The 22873-nt window shown below is 34.6% G+C and carries 11 protein-coding genes; all 11 read left to right on the top strand.

Translation table 11 applies throughout. From position 1 onward, the window contains the following. Positions 1–29: 29 nt before the first annotated feature. Positions 30–818: a hypothetical protein gene (locus tag ACFS6I_RS10985; RefSeq protein WP_380920449.1), complete on the top strand. Its 789-nt coding sequence runs from the start codon at positions 30–32 to the stop codon at positions 816–818. An 814-nt stretch (positions 819–1632) separates the two neighbouring features. Beyond that, complete coding sequence (locus ACFS6I_RS10980; protein WP_380920447.1) at positions 1633–5121, top strand: hypothetical protein; 3489 nt, start codon at positions 1633–1635, stop codon at positions 5119–5121. A gap of 9 nt (positions 5122–5130) precedes the next feature. Next, a complete protein-coding gene (locus tag ACFS6I_RS10975; protein WP_380920445.1) occupies positions 5131–8601 on the top strand; it encodes a DUF6443 domain-containing protein in 3471 nt (1156 codons plus the stop codon). 11 nt (positions 8602–8612) lie between these two features. Continuing rightward, entirely contained in the window at positions 8613–9407 is a 795-nt protein-coding gene (locus tag ACFS6I_RS10970; protein WP_380920443.1) for an ankyrin repeat domain-containing protein, read from the top strand. Positions 9408–11146: 1739 nt separating this feature from the next. After that, positions 11147–14707, top strand: coding sequence for a hypothetical protein (locus ACFS6I_RS10965; RefSeq protein WP_380920441.1), 3561 nt, complete (start codon positions 11147–11149; stop codon positions 14705–14707). Positions 14708–14720: 13 nt separating this feature from the next. Continuing rightward, positions 14721–18200, top strand: a complete 3480-nt coding sequence (locus ACFS6I_RS10960; protein ID WP_380920439.1) for a DUF6443 domain-containing protein — start codon at positions 14721–14723, stop codon at positions 18198–18200. Positions 18201–18221: 21 nt separating this feature from the next. Beyond that, positions 18222–18623 (top strand): hypothetical protein, encoded by a 402-nt coding sequence (locus tag ACFS6I_RS10955; RefSeq protein ID WP_380920437.1) that lies wholly within the window; start codon positions 18222–18224, stop codon positions 18621–18623. 700 nt (positions 18624–19323) lie between these two features. Continuing rightward, the gene (locus ACFS6I_RS10950) at positions 19324–19557 is read left to right on the top strand and encodes a hypothetical protein (protein WP_380920435.1); all 234 of its coding nucleotides are present in this window, start codon (positions 19324–19326) and stop codon (positions 19555–19557) included. A 626-nt stretch (positions 19558–20183) separates the two neighbouring features. Next, on the top strand, positions 20184–20813 hold the full coding sequence (locus ACFS6I_RS10945) for a hypothetical protein (RefSeq protein WP_380920433.1): 630 nt from the start codon (positions 20184–20186) through the stop codon (positions 20811–20813). A gap of 335 nt (positions 20814–21148) precedes the next feature. After that, entirely contained in the window at positions 21149–21622 is a 474-nt protein-coding gene (locus ACFS6I_RS10940) for a hypothetical protein (protein WP_380920432.1), read from the top strand. A gap of 324 nt (positions 21623–21946) precedes the next feature. Continuing rightward, positions 21947–22810 (top strand): hypothetical protein, encoded by an 864-nt coding sequence (locus tag ACFS6I_RS10935; protein WP_380920430.1) that lies wholly within the window; start codon positions 21947–21949, stop codon positions 22808–22810. Positions 22811–22873: the final 63 nt, after the last annotated feature.

Below are 22873 nucleotides of genomic sequence, written 5' to 3'. Positions count from 1 at the left end.
CACAGAGCTATTTATATTAACGAATACAAATGAAAAAGACAATTCTATTTGCCCTATTAGGGTTTTCAACCTATAAAGTATCTGGACAGATAAATAACATATTTCCATTAAATAAAAATGTAGGTATAGGAACCAACAATCCGCAGGCACTATTGGATATTGTTAAACCAGCGGAGCAAAATGTGTTAGAAGTTTTAACACAATATTCCATGAGTGATGCTCCGGGGCAGGATTTAAAGATAATAAATGGGACAAATTATAACGGTTATTTTTTGCCTTATATAATGGCTACAAGAAATAAGTCTGATGACTACGCTTTAGGTATTTCAGGAGCCGTTACAGATGCAACGGTAGACGTTGGAGATAAGCCGATATTGCGTTTTGAGTCACGAAGATTAACGGGGCCAGCACTGGTGAGACCTTTATTTTCTTGGGGAAGCTATGACAATGATTATATGATAATGACTGCCAGTGGAAATTTGGGTATAGGCACAAATAAGCCTGCTGAAAAACTATCTGTCAAAGGAAACATTCGTGCACAAGAAATTAAAGTAGAAACTACAAACTGGCCCGATTATGTATTCAAACCCGAATATAGATTACCAAGCCTTGCTCAGACAGAATTATTTATTCAAGAGAACGGGCACCTACCCGAAGTCCCGTCAGCTAAACAGATTGAAGAAGAAGGACTATCAGTAGGAGAGATGAATAAGCTGATGATGAAAAAAATTGAAGAATTAACACTTCACTTAATCGAGAAGGAAAAAGCGATGAACGAAATGGAAAAAAGATTAAAGCAGTTGGAAAATAAGAAATAGAGTTAGACTTCACTTATTTAAATCTGTTACCTTCCTTAAAAAAGGGTTATCTGAAATTTAACATAACACCTTTTATTTTTAAAATTATTTGCTGCTGGATAAAGTTAGACTTTAGTACTACATAATAGAGTTTAGATAGTTGACATGTGTAATCAAACTTGATTTTTAAACATTTTCAAGTTGATATCTATCGATAATTTGCTGACTAGGTACTGTTTAGGTTGCAGTGTGTTAGGTTTTTAAAAGGAAAGTAGCAGTCGTTATTTGCAATGTTCTTTATATAAAATGATGAGAATTAATTCAATTGTGATTTTTTTTCATTTTTGTTTTATTTAAATTAATTTTATTATATATTTTTGCGCTTGATTTAAAAACTGCAATTATAAATCACATTTTAATTGAGAGTTATTGTTAAAATATTTTAAGTACTATTATTAATACATGGAAAACTTTCCCGTTTAATGAATTTATCGTTTTCGTGGTATGGAAATATATTTATTCAATCAAAACATAACGTTTGACTCGAAGCAACAAAACTTGCTGTATATAAATGGAAAGGCTTGCGGTTAAGGAGAGAATTGCAGTTAGTTTTTAATTAAAATTGATGCATTATTAACTATGTTATGAATAATATGGAATATCATAGCCCTAAGCAAACTTTTAATATAATCTTAATCAAATGTGTTTTTTTGAATGTTATAAGGAAATGGAAAAATAGATTGTTTGATTTATCTTTTTCATATTACTTATTGTAATTAAAATAATAATTTAAAATAATGATTTAATAAATAGTAAATTTTAGTAAAAAAAATATATGAAAAGTATTTGTATCTTGCTTTTAACATCTCTCTGTTGTTTAACAGCAAAAGCGCAATTAGAAATTGACATTCCGATTCGATCATCACTATCATCTAACAGCTTAGATCAGGCTATGAGAAGTGAGCAAAATATGGAAATGTATACCGGAAGTCCACAAATTTCAATTCCAATTCATAATTTGATTTATAAGGATTTAAATATTCCGATTGATCTATCATATAATTCTATAGGATTCAAAGTTAGCCAAGATGCTTCGTGGCTTGGTTTGGGATGGAACATGTCTTTCGGATCGATTATTCGATCAAAAATAGGTGCCACTGATAACGCCTCTGGATTAGATTCTATTTCTTATCGAGATAGATTAAGTGTAAATACATTGAATATTGAATCTATTACACCTTTAAAAAATCTATTATCTGTAGAAGAGTTTGAAATATATCTTCAATCGATGAATAGTAAAATTTTTAATGATTATAGTTATTACTATCAAAGATATACAAATGGAGCTCAAGATTATGATTTTTTCCTAAATGCTTACAATAATGGACAGGGTCAACCAGATATATATTATGTAAATGTACCAGGAGATTCATTTAAATTTTTTTTAGAACCACGTACGTTGAAACCTGTTATTTTGGATATCAAGAATAACTATAAGGTTGAAAAATATGAGAGTTACAGTTGGAGCATTACAAATGGAGATGGTTATAAGTATATCTTCAATATTCAGGAAACCGCCAGTGAAAGCTCAGAAACAACGTCGTGGCTGCTATCAAAAATAATTAGTCCTGTAGGTAACGCTATAGATTTTAAATATCAAAATTATGGAATCGAAAATAGTATTCCAGAATATGTAGGTTACCATTTATTTAAGGAAGGGTTCGTAAATTATATGCATGATCTAATCACGGATAAAGGAGTTCGCAGTTATTATTTGACCTCGATATCAAGTCCTTTAGAAAGTATTAATTTCATTTTGAGCACTAGGGCGGATATTTTCGGTACTGGGCCAAGAAAACTTGATCGTATCGATGTCGTTCGTAATTCAGATAATAAAGTAATTAAAAGTGCAAAGTTGGACTATTCCTATTTTGAATCTTCGATGGTAGGTGGTAGCTACGCTCACGGTTTTTCGGGTTATCAAACCAGCGTTATCAAAACACCTACAAATGTAGAGGAGTTCTATTCTAAACGTTTAAAGTTAAATTCGCTTTCCATCAAAGGAGATGCAAATAGTGTTTATGAAAATCTTCATAAATTCCAGTATTATGACGATATAAAATTTCCTTTGAAAACATCAGCAGCAGTCGATCATTGGGGGTATTTTAATGGTGAGAATAATGTAGATTACATACCTAATATTTTGTATCTCGATAGGATAACTACGGATAGAAAATATATGATTGTACCAAATGCAGTAGGAAATATCGATTTGAGAAATTATTCAAGAAATTTAGGACAATTCCCTGAACAATTTTTAAATTTTAAAGGAGGAAACCGGGGGGCTAGTTCTTCCCATGCAAAAGTGGGTATGTTAAAGACCATCCAGTATCCAACAGGTGGTACACTTGAATTTGATTGGGGGTTGAATTCCTTTAAAAATTATAGAATACCTTCCATAGAACAAACAAAAAAATTTGACAGTGATCTTTTACAATTTCTAGCTCAAAATGGCGATGGTGCGTTTGTTAATGATAATAATGAAGCTTCGTCGCAATCAATGAAAAGAGCTCAATTTAGCATAGAGGGAGGTGCTGAAGTCAGTTTTAAGGCAACTTTGTCAGAACCGAGAGATCCCACTTATAATGACAAATATGGTTCAGCAGACATGGAAGTTTTGCAGAGTAGTGAGATCAGGATATGGAAAAAAAATAGTGACAATACAAAATCTATTGTATATGAATCTAATTTTTATGGTACTGGAACAGATGTGATAATACCCAATGGCCCTCAAAGTAAAATGAAAGCTAGAGAAATTTCTTTTGTAAAACCTTTGAGTCCAGGTGATTATGAGTTGGAATGTGAGCTTTTGCCAGATTATTTACCCGCTGTTTCAGGCGGGCCAAATCTAAAATTTACAGCTTCTTTTCAGAAACAACTTTTAACGACGGGTGTTGGCAATATTGCCAGTCAATTTAGTGAATATCATGGAGGTGGCCTTCGAGTAAATAAAATGACATGGAGAGATATAAATAATCAAATAGTTAAGAAGGATTCCTTTAATTATAATGATGCTGACGGAAAAAGTTCCGGAATTCTGACTACTCCTATATCTTATGTTCAGGCTAGAATTGCAACAAGCTATTCGACCACTACCAGCTTTGCTAATCAATGGGCACTTTATTCATCAAGTAGTATTCCATTATCTAATTCCGCGAAGGGAAATACAGTGGGTTACAGTTATGTAGAAAGAATTCAAGTCGGTGCTAATAATAAGAATTTAGGGAAAATGGTATACCGTTTTCTGAATGAGGCAGACGAATATTTTGGCGATCTCCCAACTTTGCCAAGTTATCAAAATGGCTTAATTAGCGCTATAGAATATTATGACTCAGCAGGTGAGCTCAGAAAAAAAGAAAATTTTGAATATAGCAAGTTATACTCAAAATATTATCGTGGATTTAAAGTGGATCAAGTTATTGGTTATACTGGTGGAGGATTATATATTAATTTTTATCCAATTTTGTCTGAGCGGAATGTTCAAATTAAACATACTGCTACAGAGGTAAATAATAAAATGGAAATTGTGGATGCATCTACCTATCAATATAATATAGATAATGGAAAAGTTAATAAAATTGAAACTATTTTAAGTGGAGGAACAAAATCTATAACAAATTATAAATATCCAAAAGATTTCTCATCACAAGGATCTGTTTACTCACAGATGGTTGCAAATTATATTGTTAATCCTGTGGTATATGAAGATAAAATAATAAATAATAATAAGATCTCAAAGCATACAGATTATGGTAGCATAACTAATTACAGCAAGCTGAATTTTAAACCATTTAGTATAGAGGTCTTTAATAATGGAATTTCGTTTGAAAAAACTGTTTTTGCCAAATATGACCAATATGGCAATGTTTTATCATTTGTATCAGCCAACGGTCTAATTACTACTTGTCTATGGGGTTATGGAGGTCAATATCCAATTGCTGAGATCAAAAATGCTACTTATGCAGAGGTATTGACTGTTCTTACTCAGACTGAAATAGATGCTCTCAACAACCCGGTTCATACAGAAGCCGTTATGGAAACTCTGATCAAGAATGCAGCCACAAAACTCCGAAATCATGCCAATCTGTCCAAATCCATGATTTCAAGTTATACCTACAAACCACTTGTTGGCATGACCAGTAAAACTGATGCAAGAGGAGTTACCGAATATTATGAATACGACGGTATGCAGCGACTTAAGGCCGTTCTTGACCAGATCAAGAATGTGACCACTTCGATGGACTATCATTACCGCCCCAACTAATTGAGCAAAATGAAAAGACATATATCAATTACAATAGCTATCGCATCAGGTTTGAGTGCACAATCTCAGGTACTGCCCAAAGATACCTCACTGACTGCTTATACCGGTCAGACCAGTATTCAGGCGCTTGGCAGTATTACCTTAAAGAACGGTTTCCATATTCCGGTACAGCAATCCGGTAAGAGTGTTACGATCAGCATCGTCGGATTCCAGAATCTGTTGAGCCAGCCGAGTACAGGTCAGAACTACATCCTGACCAAAATATTCAAAAAAGCAGGTGTCAGTTTAGCGACTCTTAATGCCCAACGTACTATCGGAGAAGAAAACCAGAGCATCCAGTATATCGACGGATTGGGCAGACCGTTGCAGACGGTGCAGCTGATGGCATCCCCTAGTTATAAAGATATAGTGCAGCATATCGAGTATGACGGATTTGGACGGGAGAGTACCAAATACTTACCCTATGCCCATAATAAAGGTAACGGATCCTATAAAATAAGTGGTAAAGATTCTGTTGTTAATTTTTATAATAAGAATGCAGGGGTAGACATTGCCGGAGTTGTCCGCACGGATAAACCCTTTGCAGTAACCGTTTTCGAGAACAGCCCGCTAAACCGTGTGCAGGAGCAGGGAGCACCTGGAGCAGACTGGCAGCCATTGGCCGCAGAGGGAACAGGGCATACCATTAAGACAACCTATGGTACCAATACCGCTACGGGACTCGATGCTGTGAAGCTCTGGACAATTGAAGCCAACGGTACCAAGAGCATAGTTAATTACGGAGCAGGAAAACTGTACCGTACCACGGTAAGGGACGAGAACAGTAGCAATATAACAAGCCGTACCGGTTCAGTAGACGAATACAAGGACTTTGAAGATCGTGTTGTTCTGAAACGTCTCTGGGAGACAGAGAGTAAATCACTGAATACATATTATGTTTATGATGACTTCGGCGATCTGCGGTATGTCATCCCTCCGGGGGTCGCGACGTTGAACACTACTGCTAGTGTCACGGTAACCGAGGCTACCACCGGTGATTTCCATGAACTGGTGTACGCTTACAGATACGATGGGAGAAGACGACTTATAGAAAAGAAAGTACCCGGCAAAGGCTGGGAGTGGCTTGTATACAATGAGAACGATCAAGTTGTGATGACACAGGATGCTGTGCAGCGAAGTAAAACACCAACAAATGAATGGAGTTACAACAAATACGATGCCTTCGGCAGGATTGTCGTCACCGGGACCTATGTCAAAAACTATGCGAGCCAAAAACTGGCACAGGACGATGTCAATCTGAATAAGAAATATTGGGAAGAGCGTTACGGAGTAGCCAGCTATACAACAGCTAGCTTTCCGGTCGGCTCACCAGCCGTTCTGACTACCAATTACTACGACGATTATAGTTTCAGTGGTAGCGGCACAGCAGGCCTAGGATTTATAGGTGCTACAAAAAGCACCAAAACCAAAGGTTTACTGACAGGAGTCAGTGTTACCAAGGATGATGGCACGCTGCCTCTGCTGACGATCAACTATTACGATGACTATGGTCGTGTTATTCAGAGCTCTTCAGAAAACCATATCAAAGGTACCGATGTGGTGACCAATACCTACAGTTTTGTCGGGGAGTTAAAGACCAGCACCCGTATCCATAAAGATAAGGCCGGTACAGCAACCACCACCGTCATCAGCAATGAGTACGACCATGTTGGACGTTTACTGGCGACAAAACATCAGATCGGAGATGTCAGTAAAGCTGTTACCCTTGTCAAGAACGAATACAATGAGATCGGACAGTTGAAGAAAAAGAATGTAGGCGGGGATAAGGACGGAGCTAATTTCCATACAGGCTTATCGTATGCGTACAATGAACGGGGGTGGACAAGCAGCGCCAGTTCCAAAGAGTTCAGCTATAAGCTAAAGTATAACGATGCCTCAGCGGGAAAACAGTACAATGGTAACATTGCACAGCAGGAGTGGGTACATGGCACAACACCTTCCAATGTATTTAATTACAGTTACGATGCACTCAACCGACTGAAGAACGGCACGAGTACAGGAACCGTTATGTCCGAATTGCTGACCTATGACGATATGGGCAATATCAAAACCCTAACACGAGACGGAGCCACGATAACCTATGCTTATAATAACGTAAATAAAAGCAACAGACTTTTAAGTGTAACAGGAGGAGGGCTTTCAGGTAATTATACGTATGATGTGAATGGCAATGCGAAGAAGGACCGCACCGGTATGAACTTCAATTACAACCATCTTAACCTACCGGATTCTGCATGGAATGATACTAAGACAGTCAAAGTTGGATACTTATACGATGCAATGGGAACGAAGCTTCGTAAATATTCTACACAAGGCGGAAATAGGGATTATGTCGGCAGTATCGAATATAATGGAACAGCAATCGAACTGATCCATACGGGCGAGGGAGTGGCTTACCGAAACAGTAACGGAACTTATACTTACCGCTATAACCTGACAGACCATCTAGGCAACGTAAGGTCAACGATCTATAGGAACCCTACTAATAATGCGGTCGAAGTTCTGCAGAGAGATGATTTTTACCCATTTGGAAAACAGCGTATTGTTGCGGCCGGAAATAATAAGTATCTTTATAATGGTAAAGAAATTCAGGGCGAGCTTGGAGGTCAATATGATTATGGCGCAAGGTTCTACGATGCGGATATCGGAAGATGGAATGTGGTGGACCCGTTGGCGGAAGTAAACAGAAGATGGTCTCCATATAGATATGCTTATAATAATCCGTTGAGATATATTGATCCAGATGGGATGTTGGAAGAACCAACTCCTGAGGAAGCCGCAAGAATAGCAGCTCACGTTTATCAAGATCCCAAAGAAAAAGTTGAATTAATAGGAGGATGGAAAGTTAGCAATAGATATGTTGGACTGTCAAAATCTAATTTTACTAATTCGCAAAATGGCATTAAGTCAGCATTATATGAAAGGACTACAGATGGTGTGACAGAATATTCGTATGCAACTGCTGGTACAGAAATTCCAGATATTAAAAATTTGCAAGACGTTTTTGCTAATTTAGGTCAAATATCAGGAACATCAGAACAATACGATGCATCTGTTTCAAATGCAAAGAAGATTAAAGAGAATCTAAATGGTGAAGAATTAACCTATGTAGGTCATTCTCTAGGTGGTGGTGAAGCATCTGCAAATTCACTAGCTACGGGCGATAAAGCAATAACTTTTAATTCTGCCGGTTTAAGCCTTCCAACTAGAATCAAATATGGAGGAATTGGTGCTGCTTTTGGTAATTGGGGAAATATAACATCTTATCAATTGAAGTCAGATCCATTGACAATTGCTCAAGATTTAAGTGTTTTACCAGGTGCTCTAGGAAATATAAAAATGATTTCTCCATATGGAGAAAGTAGTAGATCAAACGGTCACAGTATTATGAGTGTTATCAAGAGTTTAATGAAAAGGTAATATAGGATTTTATGAAATGGTTTTTAATGATAATGCTATTTGTTGTATATGGTTGCAGGAGACCTGCTCCCGGTTTTGATTTTGATCTTTTTAAAGGTACTGCTGCTGAAGAATTGGCAAGCGCAGTGAAAAACGAATCTAAGGGAAGGATTAAAGAAATATTAAGGATTTCCAAAATTTCTCCAGATATACAAGAGCCGAAATATGGCCATACACTTTTAATGTTAGCTGTTGTTAATAATTTGGATAAATCTGTTCAAATTTTATTGGAAGCTGGGGCAGATCCCAACATGAGATCAGCAGATGGTGAAATTGATTTAACAACCCCTATGCTTCTGGCTTGTGATAATATATTTAAAAGACAAATCTGTGACCTAGATGTAATGAAACTATTAATTGACCATAAAGGTAATGTTAATGATAGTGTTCCTATTCAATTCCTTAATGCAGATTTTGTTGCAAAGAAGACACCTTTGCTTGAAGCTTGTAAAAGCGATTGTTTGGATTTGGTAAAATTACTTGTAGAGAATGGAGCAGATATCAATAGTTACGATTATAAGGATGGCTATGGCCCATTTTCCGAAGCAATAATCTATGATAATCTCCACATATTGAAGTATCTTATAATTGATAAAAAAGCAAAAATTCCAAAATACTGTTATGTAAGACAAGCTCACAATGAATCACCAAGGCAAGAGTTGACCGTGACGGATTTTTTGAATGAACAAAAATATAAGCCTAATTCAGATGAGTATAAATTAAGGGAAGAAATTTTGGATTATCTGCATAAAAACAATGAAAGATAGATTTAAAAGTATTATTATTTTAAGGAAGATTATTGTTGAAAAAAAATATTCTTGGATGTAGACATTTTTACTGATGAATTAGTATATAAAGTTGTTTGTTCCAGATAGAACCACGAAGCCCGACAGAAATGTTGGGCTTAGCTATTTATTTCGGCAATGCTTTTCAGCATCATGAATTAATAAATGAATTAGTCGCGTCAAACTAATATACCTTCGTCTAGTTGTTGAAATGGAATGATGACGGTTCCTCCTTCAACAGGATCTAAGAAAATAGAGACGATAAATTTAGCACTTCTCCACATTCGTATTTGCCAATTATCTCGAGGGATACGTGGCTGTTTGTGTCCTGCTCAAAGTTGGCTATTTATACGATGTAGAGTGGCTACCTTTGAGTGGAGACAGATTTAAAAAATAAAATTAAATTTGTTAAAATATGATAAGAGTATTTGATGATTCTTTTAAGAAAATGGCATTAGGGCTTTCTTACATTAATGAATATCTATACATTTTAGTTGCTATAGTAGCTTTTAGTTATATTGTCTATCTCTTTATAAGAAAAGGACGCAATAAGAATATTTGGGATGACTCTATGACATTTAGAGGGTTTATTGGAGCACTAGTACTATTTGTGTTTATGATAATTAAGATAATAAGCTCTTTGTTTTAATTTTTATAATCATATATTCAAATAATTTTTGTAAAAACCCCCAGTTGTTCTATTATTTATTGTACATAGCATAGGCTTTTCCTGCCTTATAATCCCTGATGAGCGATTAAATATCAAGCGGATAGAGGGATATTAGGAGGTTGGTGTGCAAGTTCTTTTGCTAAAAAAATCTATAAATAATTATACATATGGATATCTTAATTGACCGTCTCGAAAAACTAGAATCGCAGTAATATCTTTCAAGTAGTTTAAGGTCTTATCTTATACAGGCTATAGCAGTCTTTACACCAATAAATAAAGATAACACCCAGACCTGCTTATTAAGACAGTTAAATAAAAGCGGTATCTTTATTGGCGCCATTAACCCTGGATTCCGCTCGGATGTATTCGGACCCATTCGTGCATATGAAGTAAGAGTCAATACCTTAAAAACAGCAAATTTTGTTTTTTTGACAAAAAATTATAGTCTTCCATCTTTAGATTCCGTACAATTATTTATTGAAAAAAATAAACACCTCCAGAATTTTGGTTAGCAATGCATTTAATATTAATAATATCCTGTTGATTTTCATTGAAATACTCGTGTTTATAAATTTTTGGTTTATATAATATCATTTTGTGAACATGTTTTTAAATATGGTAGATTATATGCTTTGTTATTTGCTTGTAAAACATTATTTTTATGAAAAATTTTAATTTCATTCATCAGTTGTGAAATTATAGCCCATTATTATTGTCATATTAACTTGTATTATATAATCAACAATGATTTTCTATTATTTAATTATTTTATTCCACATAATGGTTTTGCCTTATGTAATTCCTTATTATTTCTTTAAAAGGCTTTTCGGAAACATCTTTATTAAAAGAGATAACCTGCAATTTCTGAATTTCAAGATTGGTTTGATGGTGTAAATTAAACGAAATCAAATCAATAATGGTTAATTATTTCAAGTGAAAGGAATTTTCAATACCCTTCTGCTAGCGTCCATATTTAAAATCAATTATAATTTCTACTGTTAATTCCAAATAAGAAGTTTTTCCGCCTATCGGCTTTAGTGAAAGTATGTCTATGAAAAGAATAAATTTAATAATCTTTCTGTTTTTTTATGGTATAATCAATGCAATTGGTCAATATACCGTCAATACTTTAAATGAGTATACTACTGTGAATACCAAGTACACTAATTTTCCTGTTCTACAGGAAGATGGAGTAGATTTGTATTCAGGTCGTCTCAAATTATCCTATAATCTTTTAAGTTCTTTCGCAGGAGATCCACTCCTCAAAGTTTTTCTTTCCTATAGTGGAGGTGGGGTACGTGTGATGGAGGAATCTGGTAAAGTAGGTTTAGGATGGAATATTTATAATCATCCGACAATATCGAGAGAAATAAAAGGCTTGAGCGATATTGAGGCAATAGACGGATTAAATAACAATGGTTATTTAAGTACTAATATAAATCTTCCCACTTATAGTGGTTTTTTCTCGGACTCTCTTCAAAACGCATTAAGTAAGAATCGTTTTTCTTTACTTACAGATTTGAGAAATTTAGGAGTTTCTAATTGGGATACAGAACCTGATATATTTACATTGAACTTAGGCGATAAATTAGTGAAATTTGTATTACCTCAACGAAGAGGTAAAAATATCTTGCAGGCAAAATTATTAAATAAAGAAGATAAAATTAGAATAGCATTTGATTGGAGCAATAAAACTTTCAATGTTCTTGATGAAAAGGGGAATGTATATGTATTTGATGTTATCGATTATGCCCTCAGTGTTTCTAATAATAATTCTGGACAAAATTCTTCTCCAAAAGTTGCAATAGATGATTTTATTCGAAGATCAACTTTTGAAAATCCAATAATGACTTCATGGCATGTTAGTAAAATTACAAAACCCAATTTAGAAAATATACTATTTACTTACAAGTTAACAAATTCCGGTGAGACACCCACTATTAGTCAAAGCGTTTCTATAAACGCCTGCATAGCTGGATCATCTAATCATCAAATAAATCGATTCGTTAGCAGTTACAGTGCATATTTAACTGAACGACAAATACACCAGTTGGATAAGATTCAATTTACTTTGGGCTCGTTGGAGTTTCATTATTCTGATCGATTAGATCTACCTATTTGTGGTGTATATCCATATAGAACAAATTTTCTTTTCTTTCATAAATATCCTGACGTAAAAATAAATGATCAGAAACTTGATAAAGTTCAGTTACGGGATCTTTCGGGCAAAATTATACATCAGGCTGATTTTAAGTATTCATATTTCAATCAAAATACAACGATCCCTAATTATGAGAGAGAAAAAAGCCATTATTTGAGATTAAAGCTTGATGAATTAAAAATTGGCGATGAACAATTTGTATTCTCCTATCATAAAACGGATTCACTTCCAAGCAAATTGTCAAATTCCATTGACTATTATGGATTTAATAATGGTGAAAAAAACATAGGCAGAATTCCAGAAAATAATGTTGATTATTATTGTACTGATGATATATACTGTCCTGGGAATTTTTGTACCAAAAATATTAGATTCACGAATTTTAACAATATTTATAGCAATAATTACGGAATCAGATCACCTAAACTCTCTTCAGGGCTAATCGGTTCGCTGGTAGAGATTGAAAACAATAAAGGACAACGAACGAAGGTAGAATATGAATTAAATAATATTTTTTATAATAAAAGTGACTCAATAAATACGGGTTACGATTTTGATTCGAAAAGCTTAAAAGAATATGTAGCACTTTATGAATCTACAGTTGTCCAAACTGAGGTATTTCAAATAGATCCAGCTTCTTCTTATAATCCGCAGATTATTTTAGAAAGAATTTGTGGTGGAGATTTCAATAATCCGGGGGGAGCATCCAATTATTATTGCACAATTAATTATCAAGATCTTCAGAAAGTAGCTTTTGAAGTTGTCAATGCTTCAACAGGAGTGATTGCTAAAACATTCTATCATTCTAATATAGAATCTACTGGTATAACCTCTTTACCTAAAGGAAGTTATTTTATAAGATTTAGATCCTTACATGAACCCTGGAATGTAATTTATAATCCAGGCGCTCCAGACAACAACAAAATATATTACTTTGCCACAAAAGTGACGATTAAAGAAAGTAAGGTAGAGATGAATGGCGGGTGGTTAAATGTCAATATTGGTGGTCTCCGTGTCAAGTCATTAGACTATTATGATAAAACAATTAAACAATTCGGCAAGAAGTATGATTATAATCAGTTTAATAGTAATAGATCCTCGGGTAAACTGTCCCACCCTTACATTAATTATAAAGATGACATTGTTGAACGTAAGGAGTTACCTGAAAATGACTTTTGCCTTGCACTCGCAAGTCTGTACAAGAATGTAATTTTTAGTTCTGATCCAACAATATATATTCCTAATGAGCAAGCTATAGTTGGATATACAAATGTGCGAGAGAGTATAGTTGATAATCAATCTTTACATCAGGGTTATATTGACCATGAGTTTTTTAATATAAAAAATGAATATGCAAAAACATCCTCTGGAAGTCATAATCATTTATTTCCAGGTAATACTAGTGATCCTTTTCAATTATGTTATAATTATTTTCCAATAAAAAGCTTCTTTCATATAAATGGTAAACCTAAGACTGAAATTATTTATGATAAACAGCATAAAATAGTTAAACAGATGAATTATAGTTATGAGAATGAAGAATATAATTATTCTAAAGTCATTTTAGATGGGGGGATTGTGAGAGGAAACAGTTTTGAAGAGCTAGATTGTAAGGGTTATTCGGTGAGTCATACTACACTAACCTCTTATCAACCTTATGTCATTTATGATATGACCAATCCATTATTAAAAAAAGTAAGTAAAGAATTTAATTCAGGAACAATTCAGACGGAGCAATCTTGGTCTTATAGACTTCCAAGTTATAATCTGGAAAGCCAAAGTTTAAAGGGATCAGATAATAATGATCAAATTTTTAAATATATATACCCTGGTGATCCGGAATCAATGGGAATGAATTATATTAATATGTTACTGGAGAAAAATATTGTTAGTCAGCCATTGGTTACTACCATTTATAATGCAGGGAAAGAGATTTCAAAATCCAGTTTTACCTATGGATTATTCCACAATAAATATTTGCTACCTGCTGTAGAAACCCACTATTCTAAAGGAAGTACTATCTCAAACCAGTTTACATTTAATTATAATGCCTTAAATGGGAGTATTGAAAGTTTTCAAAAACTCACATCACCGATAATGACCTATGTTTGGGGGTATGGGGGGCAGTATCCGATAGCAGAGATCACTAATGCCACTTATGCAGAAATTGAAAAAGTTCTAACTAAAGCTACGATGGACAATTTGAATTCTCCTCAAGTAACTGAAGCGGCAGTTACAGCTGCTATCGATAAATTGCGAACCGCCCCAAGTTTATCCAAAGCTATGATTACAAGTTATACTTATCAATCTCTTGTTGGAATGAAAAGCAAGACTGATTCACGGGGGGTAACCGAATATTACGAATATGATGGTATGCAACGTTTAAAAGCAATACTTGACCATCTGAAGTATGTAAACAGATCTTTTATTTATCATTATCGCAGCAATTAATCGAGATTATTTTATGAAAAGACATATATCAACCATCATAGCTGTTGCGTTAGTCCTAAGTGCACAAGCCCAGGTATTACCTAAGGATACCTCACTGACTGCTTATACCGGTCAGACCAGTATCCAGGCGCTTGGCAGTATAACGCTAAAGAACGGTTTCCATATTCCGGTGCAACCGTCCGGCAAGAGTGTTACGATCAGCATCGTCGGATTCCAGAATCTGTTGAGCCAGCCGAGTACAGGTCAGAACTACATCCTGACCAAAATATTCAAAAAAGCTGGTGTTACTTTAGCAACCCTTAATGCCCAGCGTACCATAGATGAGGAAAACCAGAGTATCCAGTATATTGATGGTCTAGGTAGACCCTTGCAGACGGTGCAGCTGATGGCATCCCCGAGTTATAAAGATATAGTGCAGCATATCGAGTATGACGGATTTGGACGGGAGAGTACCAAATACTTACCCTATGCTCATAATAAAGGTAACGGATCCTATAAAATAAGTGGTAAAGATTCTGTTGTTAATTTTTATAATAAGAATGCAGGGGTAGACATTGCCGGAGTTGTCCGCACGGATAAACCCTTTGCAGTAACCGTTTTCGAGAACAGCCCGCTAAACCGTGTGCAGGAGCAGGGAGCACCTGGAGCAGACTGGCAGCCATTGGCCGCAGAGGGAACAGGGCATACCGTTAAGACAACCTATGGTACCAATACCGCTACGGGACTCGATGCTGTGAAGCTCTGGACAATTGAAGCCAACGGTACCAAGAGCATAGTTAATTACGGAGCAGGAAAACTGTACCGTACCACGGTAAGGGACGAGAACAGTAGCAATATAACAAGCCGTACTGGTTCAGTAGACGAATACAAGGACTTTGAAGATCGTGTTGTTCTGAAACGTCTCTGGGAGACAGAGAGTAAATCACTGAATACATATTATGTTTATGATGACTTCGGCGATCTGCGATATGTCATCCCTCCGGGGTTCGCGACGTTGAACACTACTGCTAGTGTCACGGTAACCGAAGCTACCACCGGTGATTTCCATGAACTGGTGTATGCTTACAGATACGATGGTAGAAGAAGACTTGTCGAAAAGAAAGTGCCTGGCAAAGGCTGGGAATGGTTGGTTTACAATGAAAACGATCAGCTTGTGATGACACAGGATGCTGTACAGCGAAGTAAAACACCAACAAATGAATGGAGTTACAACAAATACGATGCCTTCGGCAGGATTGTCGTCACCGGGACTTATGCTAAAAACTATGCGAGCCAGAAACTGGCACAGGACGATGTCAGTCTGAATAAGAAATATTGGGAAGAGCGCTACGGAGCAGCCAGCTATACCACGGCCAGCTTTCCGGTCGGCTCACCAGCCGTTTTGATTACGAACTACTATGACGATTATAGTTTCACAGGTAGTGGCACAGCAGGCCTAGGATTTATAGGTGCTACAAAAAGCACCAAAACCAAAGGTTTACTGACAGGAGTCAGTGTTACCAAGGATGATGGCACGCTGCCTCTGCTGACGATTAACTATTACGATGACTATGGCCGTGTTATTCAGAGCTCTTCAGAAAACCATATCAAAGGTACTGATGTGGTGACCAATACCTACAGTTTTGTCGGGGAGTTAAAGACCAGCACACGCATTCACAAAGATAAAGACGGTACAGCAACGACCACAGTGATGAGCAATGAATACGATCATGTCGGACGTTTACTGCTGACCACACACCAGATCGGAGATGCGTCAATGGCTGTTACCCTTGTCAAGAACGAATACAATGAGATCGGACAGTTGAAGAAAAAGAATGTAGGCGGGGATAAAAACGGAGCCAACTTCCATACCGGTGTATCGTATGCTTATAATGAACGGGGCTGGACCAGTAGTGCCAGTTCACCACAGTTTAGTTATGCTCTGAAGTACAATGATGCATCTGCTGGAAAACAGTACAATGGTAATATCGCCGAGCAATATTGGGCGCATGGCAGTCCCACACTCTCCAATGTATTCAAGTACACTTATGATGCACTTAATAGACTGAAAAACGGCATGAGTACAGGAACCGTTATGTCCGAATTGCTGACCTATGACGATATGGGCAATATCAGAACCCTCTCACGGGACGGAGCGACCATAACGTATGCTTATAATAATGCCAACAAAAGCAACAGACTTTTAAGTGTAACAGGGGGAGGGCTTTCCGGCAATTATACGTATGATGTGAATGGCAATGCGAAGAAAGACCGCACCGGTATGAACTTCAATTACAACCATCTTAACCTACCGGATTCCGCATGGAATGATGCAAAGACAGTCAAAGTCGGTTACCTGTACGATGCTATGGGAACGAAACTGCGTAAATATTCCACTCAGGGTGGGAACAGGGATTATGTTGGGGGTATTGAATACAACGGAACAGCAATCGAACTGATCCATACCGGCGAGGGAGTAGCCTACCGTAACAGTAATGGAACCTATACTTACCGATATAATCTGACAGATCATTTGGGTAATGTGAGGTCAATTATTTACCGTAACCCATCTAGTAACTATGCAGTCGAAGTCCTGCAGAAAGACGATTACTATCCATTTGGAAAACAAAAGGTTGTAGCAGGAGGAAATAATAATTATCTTTACAATGGTAAAGAAAGGCAGTCCGAGCTTGGAGGGCAATACGATTACGGCGCTAGGTTCTACGACGCTGAAGTAGGAAGATGGAATGTTGTTGATCCAGCAGCTGATTATTATCCAGAAGTTTCTCCTTATGCTTATGTCGTAAATGACCCTATTTCATTCATTGATGATAATGGAGAGATGCCTGGGGTTACTGGATTTGTTTTAGGTGCTTTGTCAGATTATATAGGTCAAGTAGGTAATAATTATTTTTTTAAAGGGAAGAATAATTTATCTGCTGCTATGACGGAGGATATAAATTTATGGTCAATCGGAATTTCAGGAGGAATTGGTGCTGTTACTGGAGGAATTGACGCAATTAAAAATACTGTTACTAAAGGGGCGGGAAAAGAAGTTTTTAAGAATATGATTGAATATGGAATTGATGTTCTTTCAAATACTATGCAAAGTGTTATGTCTGATAAATTGGAAACCGGAGATTACAATTTTTGGAAAAGTTTAACAGGCGGATTATTACAGGCTATGCCGATTAAATATGTGGATAAGCTGCAAAAAAAGTTGCAAAGAAATATGAATAGGCAAAGTAAAGAAATAGTTAAGGCAACTAGACGGTTGAAAAAAGCTGAAAATCGGAGGTTGTCACAAAATCGAATACAAAATGCAACTAATGCGCTCAATGATGCAACGACGAGACATAATAGCTATAAAAATGCTTATTTAGGTGTTAAAACGGTGAATGATTCGTTTAAATCAGGAGGAACGGCAGCATTAACGGATATGTTATTTAGAAACCAGAAACTAGTACCAATGGTAACATCAGGAGAACCGACAATAACAAAAATCTTAGAATAATTGGATGAAAATTTAAATTACATGTATTATAAAAATCAGTTTTTTTTTATTCTGATAACCTTATCTTTCTTTATGTACGCGATGTTTCATTACTTACGCTATCATGGTTTAGATGTTGTCAATAACGTAAAGGAAGTATCAGTACTTAGTACCTCTTGTACAGCTGCACCAAGAATGGCTTCTGGAATGAAGGTCTCCTTTCAAAATAAGGATTATTCAATAAACCTTCCTTATGAAGATTGTTCCAGATATTCCTCTGGGGATAAGGTGGAATTACTTTATGATGTAAAGTATGATCAGTTTTATCTACCTGATTTTGTTAAAGTATTTAGATATAGAGTTATATTTGCTGGATGCGTTTTATTAACTTTAATTATTCCATGGAAATATGTCGTTAAGCGATTTAATTTTTTGAAATTCTAATTTATTTTCTTTCTCATCACTATAGAATAGGAAACTTTTTTATGCAGCCACTTGACCTCCTACTAAAAAACTGGAGCAATCAAAAATAGAAAATTGATAAATAAAGCGAGCGATCAAGATTTATTTGATCGCTCGTTTTTTTATCTACATACTTCAAAAATTTTTAGAATTTCACTCTTAAAAATCCAAAAGCTCACTCATAGTAATATTAGATTTATCTGTGATTTTTTTAAAATGAAAATAGTTGAATTTGTTGCTCTTTCAATGCGTCTCAATAGTCTAATAGCTATCTCACACAGTTCTGCCAAAAATCTTGAAACTAACCATTATCATCTCTAATTTTTTATTTGTTTGCCGAGCTCTTGTAAATACTCTTGACCTTTGTAATTTTTTTAGTAATCAAGAATAATTGTAAAAATTATTTTTATTGGATTAAAAAAAAGGTTATATTTTATTTATATACTAAATATTATAACATATAGTAGAATAATATTATTTTTTCAGATGCTCCTTGGGTTTGGTTATCCTTTCTTCTTTGCAGCATAGAGCGAGGGTAAAGCTTCTCCACATTCGTATTTGCTAATTATCTTGAGAGATACGTCGCTGTTTGTGTCCAGCTCAAGGTTGGCTATTATACGATGTGGGGTGGCTACCTTTGAGTGGAGACAGATTTAAAAAATAAAATTAAATTTGTTAAAATATGAGAAGAGTATTTGATGATTCTTTTAAGAAAATGGCAGTAGAGCTTTCTTACTTTAATGAATATCTATACATTTTAGTTGCTATAGTAGCTTTTAGTTATATTGTCTATCTCTTTATAAGAAAAGGGCGTAATAAGAATATTTGGGATGACTCTATGACATTTAGAGGGTTTATTGGAACAATAGTACTATTTGTGTTTATGATAATTAAGATAATAAGCTCTTTGTTTTAATCTTTATAATCATATATTCAAATAATTTTTGTAAAAATCCCCAGGTGTTCTGTTATTTATTGTAGATAGCACAGCATTATATTGATGAAGAAAGTAACAAATTATCAAAATGGATTCTTAAAAATAATTATAAATTTTATCGTACACCGATTTCTATTTCATTAGTATCTCTAAATACATATTTGGATACATTGGAGAAACAATTAAAGGAAAATTGGAAAAAATATAAAATAAAATAAACATGGCATCATTCTATTATTTAAATTATTTTATTTACCGATTTTATGAACGACGCGATCCTGATCCATTTATTTATTCTTTAAATGGAAGTGTTTTATTGTTAGTTTTAAACTTAATAACTTTTTATTATGGTATATCTTACTTTGTGTTGAATATGCAGATGAGCTTAAATTATTATACCATTGTAGTTGTTTTATTGATTTTTGTTGGAACAAATTACAATCTTCTTTATAGGAAAAATAAATATGAAAATATTTTTATAGATATTAAGGGTAACGATAATATTACTAAGCAAGTTCTATGTCTATCTTACATAATTTTGACTTGTCTATCTTCTTTAGCCACAATTTTATTAATTAAATTTTTGAAATACGATAGTATTTAGAATGATAAGAATTTTTGCAGCTCTTTGGACTTTAACTATTATTTGTGCCTGTACAAATGAAAGTCAAAGAGAACCAAATAGTTTTAAATTAAATAAAGAAATACCGCAAAAATCTCAGTTAGAGATTGGAAAAAAAGTGGTTAAAAAGAATATTATTAACGAATTTGTATTAAAGGATAGTAACGAGGTGTATTTTGAAAGAATGAGTTTCATCTCAATTTTCGGAAGAACCACAGAAGGTAAAATATTCACAGGCAAAATTATGTGGTTTAAAAACTATTTTGATGAAAATTTATCTACTAAAGGATCTTTTTACTATTTTTTGGAAGACATACTAATAAATCCGCAAGAAGAAAAAAAAATAAAAAAGATAGTTGGAGAAAGGGAAGTCTTTGATATTGATGATGAAATTGCTAAAGATAGTATATTAGACTTTGATACTTTGGTAGATAAATACATAACTTTAAAGCCAGATGACGATGATTTATATTTAAGAAAGAAATTTTGGATATCTGTTAATACAAAATACTCTATAGCCTATCTTTTTTATTTAAAGGGATATGTACTAATGGAATATGACTATGAACCTTTAATATTATTTTTGCCAGTTGAAAAGGCAATTTTAAATTAAAATTAGTAAACCGATTGAAGTGGATGGTTTTGTAGTGAAAAAACGAAATATTAAAGCATATAAGCGGCTGTTTAAAAAGGTTTTTTATAATGAAAGATAACCAAGTTCTTTAAAAATTATATTTGCCTCAAAAAGTGTTTAACTTTTTGAGACTTTTTGTATTGTAGGTCTTTAATACATCAATAGCAGGAACTTTTGCTACAGATGGATCCACTACTCCGCAAGCTCAAAAGATTTGACATAATGTAGGATACTCATAGTATAATTCAAGACATAGCGAGGCCTATAAAATCCAATCTCCTAATCCATAACGTGGCCCTAAATAATTTTATCTTATGAAAAAAACGTTAAAAATATTTGTCTTAATTATCATTGTAATAGGATCGATATTTATATGGTATGATCAAAAACGTTCATTTTTTAAAGCAATTAATGGAGAGTATATCACAATGTGGAAACGGGTAGGAGGAATATGCTATCTAATACCAGGTAAATATTATGGTGTTACTAAACCAAAAGATGGTTATGTAGAGATGTCAACTCTTGCTTATCTTACGGTTTATTATTCCGATAAATTACCAAATATTATTTTGTTAAGAAAAGAATCAAATTATGATTATAAAGCTTATGACCCTGTAAATAGAAACTATCTTTTTGATGATTACATACTGAATAAAGAAAAGTATAGGCCAATTATTTATAAGGAAGATGCTACGTCTTCTATGGATATAAATAAAGATGCTTCTTACTTAAGTATTAATATTCTTGAAGGTTATGCCACAGATGAAACTGGTGGAACTCAGAGATAATAGTATATTAAAATAAAATGCCGCTTAAAAGGCGGCATTTTATTTTATAAAAATTAACAATTTATTCAAATCACTTCTTTCAATTGATATGAGTCAGTAGCTCTTTAATTATCTTATAAAAGCATACCTAATTTTCGAAATCAAAACCATAGATCTCAAATCACAAAATCATCTCCAAATGAGCTCAATTTGCTAATATTTCAAAGCGGATTTTTAGTAATAGCTTAATTTCTAAGAAGTATAGTCTCGAATTGACATTACCAACTACACTAAAAATATTATATTTTTACTCCTGAATTAACCAGTTATATAAAATTAGCAATTATGTCAAAACACATTTTAACCGCCACGTTGAGCTTTCTGGGATTAATGTTATCAGTTCAATTACAAGCGCAACATTTTTTTGAAAAATCATTTAATGTAGCTTTTCCGAATGCAACGAAGATGGTGAGTTACATCAATATACCACTAGGAGTAAATATGTATGGGAATATTGAAATTCAACTTACCGGAGGATATAATAGTCAGTTGAGCCGTGGCGTATTAACAAAGAGAATAGATATTGTTTCTGTAGGTACTGCTACCGGTTATTTAAGTCAAAACAGCGAGATCATTGCTGCCAGTGAGCCGATGGCAGCGCAGTGGGCAATAGGAGACTATGATCCGGTTAACTCAAGGATCCCTATTTATCACCTGGTATCTACTGCAAACACAGTAAGTGTAAAGCTTAAATTTCATCTTCTTCACACTGCTTCCGTTGAAAGTCTTCAAACAGGTCTTGCAGTTGCTACACCAGTAAATGAAGATAATACTCAAACCCGTTCATTTAGACAGTTCAATGAAAGCCGCATCGGTATAGGAACAAGTAGTCCTGAATTCCGCTTGGATGTTGTAGGAACCATTCGTGCACATGAAGTAAGAGTGAATACTCTAAAGACAGCAGATTTTGTCTTTGAAAAAGATTATAATCTTCCTTCGTTAGATTCTGTAAAGTTATTTATTGAAAAAAATAAGCACCTCCCAGGAATTCCAAGTGCTTTGGAAATGGAGAAAACAGGAATTAATGTGGGTTCCTTTCAGATCGATCTACTTCAGAAAGTAGAAGAGCTTACGCTACATCTCATTCAGGCAACTGAAAAAATTAATGCACAGGAAAAAAGGATTAAAGAATTGGAAGAAAAGAAATAGATCCTGGTTATATTAAATATGGCAGTATGTAACAATAAAACGAATGGTTAATAATTCTTTTAA

It is taken from the genome of Sphingobacterium anhuiense, from assembly GCF_042686355.1.
In the GTDB taxonomy this organism is placed as follows: Bacteria; Bacteroidota; Bacteroidia; order Sphingobacteriales; family Sphingobacteriaceae; genus Sphingobacterium; species Sphingobacterium anhuiense.
The sequence above is the reverse complement of the archived record's forward strand: the minus strand, read 5'-3'. Positions and strand labels throughout refer to the sequence as shown.

Excerpts from the sequence above, each read along its gene's own strand:
- ACFS6I_RS10985 (WP_380920449.1), top strand. The coding sequence starts at position 30 with ATGAAAAAGACAATTCTATTTGCCCTATTAGGGTTTTCAACCTATAAA.
- ACFS6I_RS10980 (WP_380920447.1), top strand. The coding sequence starts at position 1,633 with ATGAAAAGTATTTGTATCTTGCTTTTAACATCTCTCTGTTGTTTAACA.
- ACFS6I_RS10975 (WP_380920445.1), top strand. The coding sequence starts at position 5,131 with ATGAAAAGACATATATCAATTACAATAGCTATCGCATCAGGTTTGAGT.
- ACFS6I_RS10970 (WP_380920443.1), top strand. The coding sequence starts at position 8,613 with ATGAAATGGTTTTTAATGATAATGCTATTTGTTGTATATGGTTGCAGG.
- ACFS6I_RS10965 (WP_380920441.1), top strand. The coding sequence starts at position 11,147 with ATGAAAAGAATAAATTTAATAATCTTTCTGTTTTTTTATGGTATAATC.
- ACFS6I_RS10960 (WP_380920439.1), top strand. The coding sequence starts at position 14,721 with ATGAAAAGACATATATCAACCATCATAGCTGTTGCGTTAGTCCTAAGT.
- ACFS6I_RS10955 (WP_380920437.1), top strand. The coding sequence starts at position 18,222 with ATGTATTATAAAAATCAGTTTTTTTTTATTCTGATAACCTTATCTTTC.
- ACFS6I_RS10950 (WP_380920435.1), top strand. The coding sequence starts at position 19,324 with ATGAGAAGAGTATTTGATGATTCTTTTAAGAAAATGGCAGTAGAGCTT.
- ACFS6I_RS10945 (WP_380920433.1), top strand. The coding sequence starts at position 20,184 with ATGATAAGAATTTTTGCAGCTCTTTGGACTTTAACTATTATTTGTGCC.
- ACFS6I_RS10940 (WP_380920432.1), top strand. The coding sequence starts at position 21,149 with ATGAAAAAAACGTTAAAAATATTTGTCTTAATTATCATTGTAATAGGA.
- ACFS6I_RS10935 (WP_380920430.1), top strand. The coding sequence starts at position 21,947 with ATGTCAAAACACATTTTAACCGCCACGTTGAGCTTTCTGGGATTAATG.